We start from the raw sequence: 3,558 nt of genomic DNA, 5'->3' as shown, positions 1-3,558 counted from the left end.
GCGCGAAAGCCGATCACTGCGTCAGCTTTTTCCAGTAAGACAATTTCCAGCATCGGCCGCACGCCGCGATCAAATGCCAAACTTTCTGAGGTAGTTGCGATGCGCCGAACTTACCACGCTGATCTGCGCTTAGCAATGCTGCGAGATTGGCTTCTGCCAGTTCGTAGAAGACCTCCTGCAGGATGGTGAGCTCAAGGTCGTTGGAAGGGTGGCAATCGCGCCGCGATGATGTTAGTCGCCGACGGCCGATTGTCCGGCTTGGGCGATGCAGTGCTGATTAAAAGCATGCCGGAGCAACGCGGCAATCTCAGGAGCTTCTCTTCCTTCGATCTGGTGCCGCTCGAGCAAAAACAGGGGCTCCCCGTTCCTAAGCAGACCGATTGAAGGGGAGGACGGACGGTAACCCTTGAAGTAGCTTCGCGCCCTTTCGGTCGCTTCGATATCCGCACCTGCAAAAACGGTAATCATATCCTGTGGGCGGACTTCATTCTGAAGGGCAAGCGCCACGCCGGGTCGCGCGCGCCCTGCAGCGCAGCCGCAAACCGAATTGACGACCACCATGATGGTACCCGTCGCGGCGGACACCGCGGCGTCGACCGCCTCAGGAGTTCTGGTTTCTCGTATTCCGAGGTTTGTTAGGTCCTCTCTCATCGGTTTGATCAGCATTTCTGAGTATGGCAAAGCTTTTCTCCTTCTCTCTATTACTGTCGTGCGCGCTTTAGTATACAGGCACGGGCGCATATTAAGAACAACCTTTGGTGCCGGGAAGCCGGCCGCTGAGTCTATGTCATCAGAAACTCACAATCAGTCTTGGGAGCGAAGGCTAATCAGACTCCCTCCGTCAGGAGGGCCATGTTCTATGAAGCACCTGAACTTGGCCACACACCATTTTGGTTCAAACCTTTGTCTGTCAGATGACAGGCGGCAGCACCTTAGGCTTGTCAATTCTTACGACATTTATCAGCGATTCACAGGTGTTGCCCTTGCCACTCGATCCTAGGTCCCGACCGCATCGATGCTGGCAGTCGCAGCCGCTTCTCACGATTAAGCTGCCATCCTTGGGGGGTGAGGCTCCATTGTCCCCGGAGCTGATTACCGGGACAAGAGTACCGATGGCAGAACATCGGGTTGAGTCCTGCTAAGCATCAGTCACAACAGCCACTCACGCGACTTCGTGTCGCAATCAACCCAGAATCGTGCGGGCGGCTTGGTGCTGCGGGAGCTAGTGGCTTCGGACGCCGCGCCGCACGAATTCTTAAGTTGTTAGATGGCGTTGGATTAAGGGAAAGCCTCCTTGCCTTAACCGTATGCGATTTCACTGCCGGGAGAGGTCAACTCACCTTCCATTAGGCAATCTGCCAATGCTTTATTGAAAACAAAGCTTTAGCTGCCTTGTAACCCAGGCCATGCAATTTGCCCTGCTTCCTCCGCTCGCGGCCCGAACTTTAGGGATGAGTCACACCGGCGAAGGCCACCAGATCGGCCACCGTGAAGTCTCCAGCCGTGACCGAGGGAAGAATAGGCGTGAATCCGCCAGGGACGTTGAGATAAGAGGACGCGTCGCGCTTCAGCATCCGGACGAACGTCTCCGCTACGATCCTGCCGCCGACCGGACCCAACTGATTGCCGCCCCCGAGGACCGCGGCCTCGCGAAGCACGTAGTACCACAGGGGTGTCTTGCTCTTCAGCAGACCCCCGCTGGAGTTCAGCACGGTCACTTCGGCCGCCGGCAACCCCGACGTCAACTGCGCCGCAGTCATAGGCGCAATGCTGAATGAATTGGCCATGCCCTGTCCACTCGGCAGACCAAGCGCCAAAGCTCGCCGGAGGTTCCGCGTTGCCAGAATCGCCATCAGTCCTGCGAACCCGGGTAGCGTCTCCAGACCGTTCGCCAGGAAGCTGTCGATTCTCCTGGCCTTATTGTGAACCGGCACCGGCACGCCCGTGTCGAAGAACGCGTTGAAGTCAACGACCCAATTGGAAAACACCGGCAGCCGCGGATTGCGATTGAACTCGAACACCTGTCCCAGTGTGGCGTTCGTGAAGTTGAAATTCACCCAGTATCTGTCGCGGATCATACTGTGGCCGAACCGGTAGGCAGCCACGGCGAATTCGACGGGCATGCGGAATGCGCTGCCAACGGGAGCGACTACGCTCGCCATCGCGCTGGTCACAGCGGCGGCGCCGCAGATTCTCTTCAGGAAGTCATTCACCACCGCCCATTGGTAGTGGTGCGTCACAATCCGTTTGGCCTCGGCGAAGATGTCCCCCGCAAACGCAGCCGCCAGCAGCAGGTCGACGACGGCGTTGTGAAAGCGCAGCATCGCGTGCTGAAATTGCACAATAATCAGGTTCTCGTCGTTGCGCGGATCGCCGATGACGGCGGTGTTCGTACCCAGTATGCGCGGGACATCCCAGCGCGATTGCGCGACCATGCCACCGGGTGCGCCGGTGCTGCTAGGTCCACCCGGGCCGGTATTTGTGTTCGTGCCCGTCTGGAACTTTATCGCAGTGGACGGACCCACGGAAGGAAACACGTAGAGGAACGGGTCTAAGCCGGGTCCGCTCCCGTATACAGAATCCAGATCCAGGGCCGGGCTTCGCATGTTATTAATCGTGTTCGCGTCGGTGGCGACATCCAGAGACGACGAGACATCGAATGTGACGTCGTGGTCCACGAACTGACCGAAGTACGTGAAGCCCGCGGGTATTGAAGACACGCCAGCGTCAGCCGGGTTGTTAGACCCGAGGTTGGGATCGCGGCCGACGTCTCCCATCAGATTGCCGAGCTGGCCGAGGAGCGCCTGCGTCGCGACATTGAACGGCAACTTCGTCGCTGTTCGCGTGGCAGCGGACGACATGTATCCGAACTTGTCTGCGCAGGAAGAAGTAACCGCAGGAAATGGAAACCACGATAGTTCGAGCTTGACGCCGTGGAAACGTCGCGCTTCGGGTTTCAATGCACGGACGGACGCCTTGATGTCTTCCGGTAACTTTTCTTCTGGGACGGGCGCTGGCTTGATGCGGTTCACGCTCGCCAGCAGTTGCTCCAGCGCCACGGTGGGCCTCAAATTGAGCGCGTTCACGCGGGTTCGCAGATCCAGCAGCACAAGCTGCTTGGAGTTAACGAAGTCCTTGGGGACCGATGTCTGGTTGAGAAATTCCTGCAACTGCGCTGGAATATTGGAAGTCGATGCGGGAATGTCCGCAACTGCCGCAAGGGCTCGCTTGACAGCCCTCTTCGCTGGAACTTTCTTCTTCGTAGCCATGTTTTTACCTCTTCGATTGAATTTAGATACCCATAACTACACTGACGCAAAATCACGAGTGAGTAATGCAAAATATAATTCCGGCCGCTCACTTCATTTATGGTGTTAAGCGCAAGAATATTTCAGCTTTAGGGTTTTGTAGCCGCGCCCTTGCCCCAATACCTGTCAAATCAAGCATCTGGGTTGCTCGGAACAGGGGTGAATGCATTCGATGCATCCCGCCGCAACTGGTTAGCTTGCAGTTCAGGGTCGGCGCGAAAGCCGATCACTGCGTCAGCTTTTTCCAGTA

Annotated in this window: 2 protein-coding genes; both read right to left on the bottom strand. The window is 57.2% G+C overall.

The annotated features are described in order from the left end of the window. Positions 1–231 precede the first annotated feature (231 nt). On the bottom strand, positions 232–666 hold the full coding sequence (locus AABO57_28955; GenBank protein ID MEK6289762.1) for a BrxA/BrxB family bacilliredoxin: 435 nt from the start codon (positions 664–666) through the stop codon (positions 232–234). Positions 667–1,445: 779 nt separating this feature from the next. Next, positions 1,446–3,269 (bottom strand): heme peroxidase family protein, encoded by a 1,824-nt coding sequence (locus AABO57_28950; protein MEK6289761.1) that lies wholly within the window; start codon positions 3,267–3,269, stop codon positions 1,446–1,448. Between the last annotated feature and the right edge of the window lie 289 nt (positions 3,270–3,558).

This window comes from Acidobacteriota bacterium, assembly GCA_038040445.1.
GTDB classification, from domain to species: domain Bacteria; phylum Acidobacteriota; class Blastocatellia; order UBA7656; family UBA7656; genus Onstottus_A; species Onstottus_A frigus.
The sequence above is the reverse complement of the archived record's forward strand: the minus strand, read 5'-3'. Positions and strand labels throughout refer to the sequence as shown.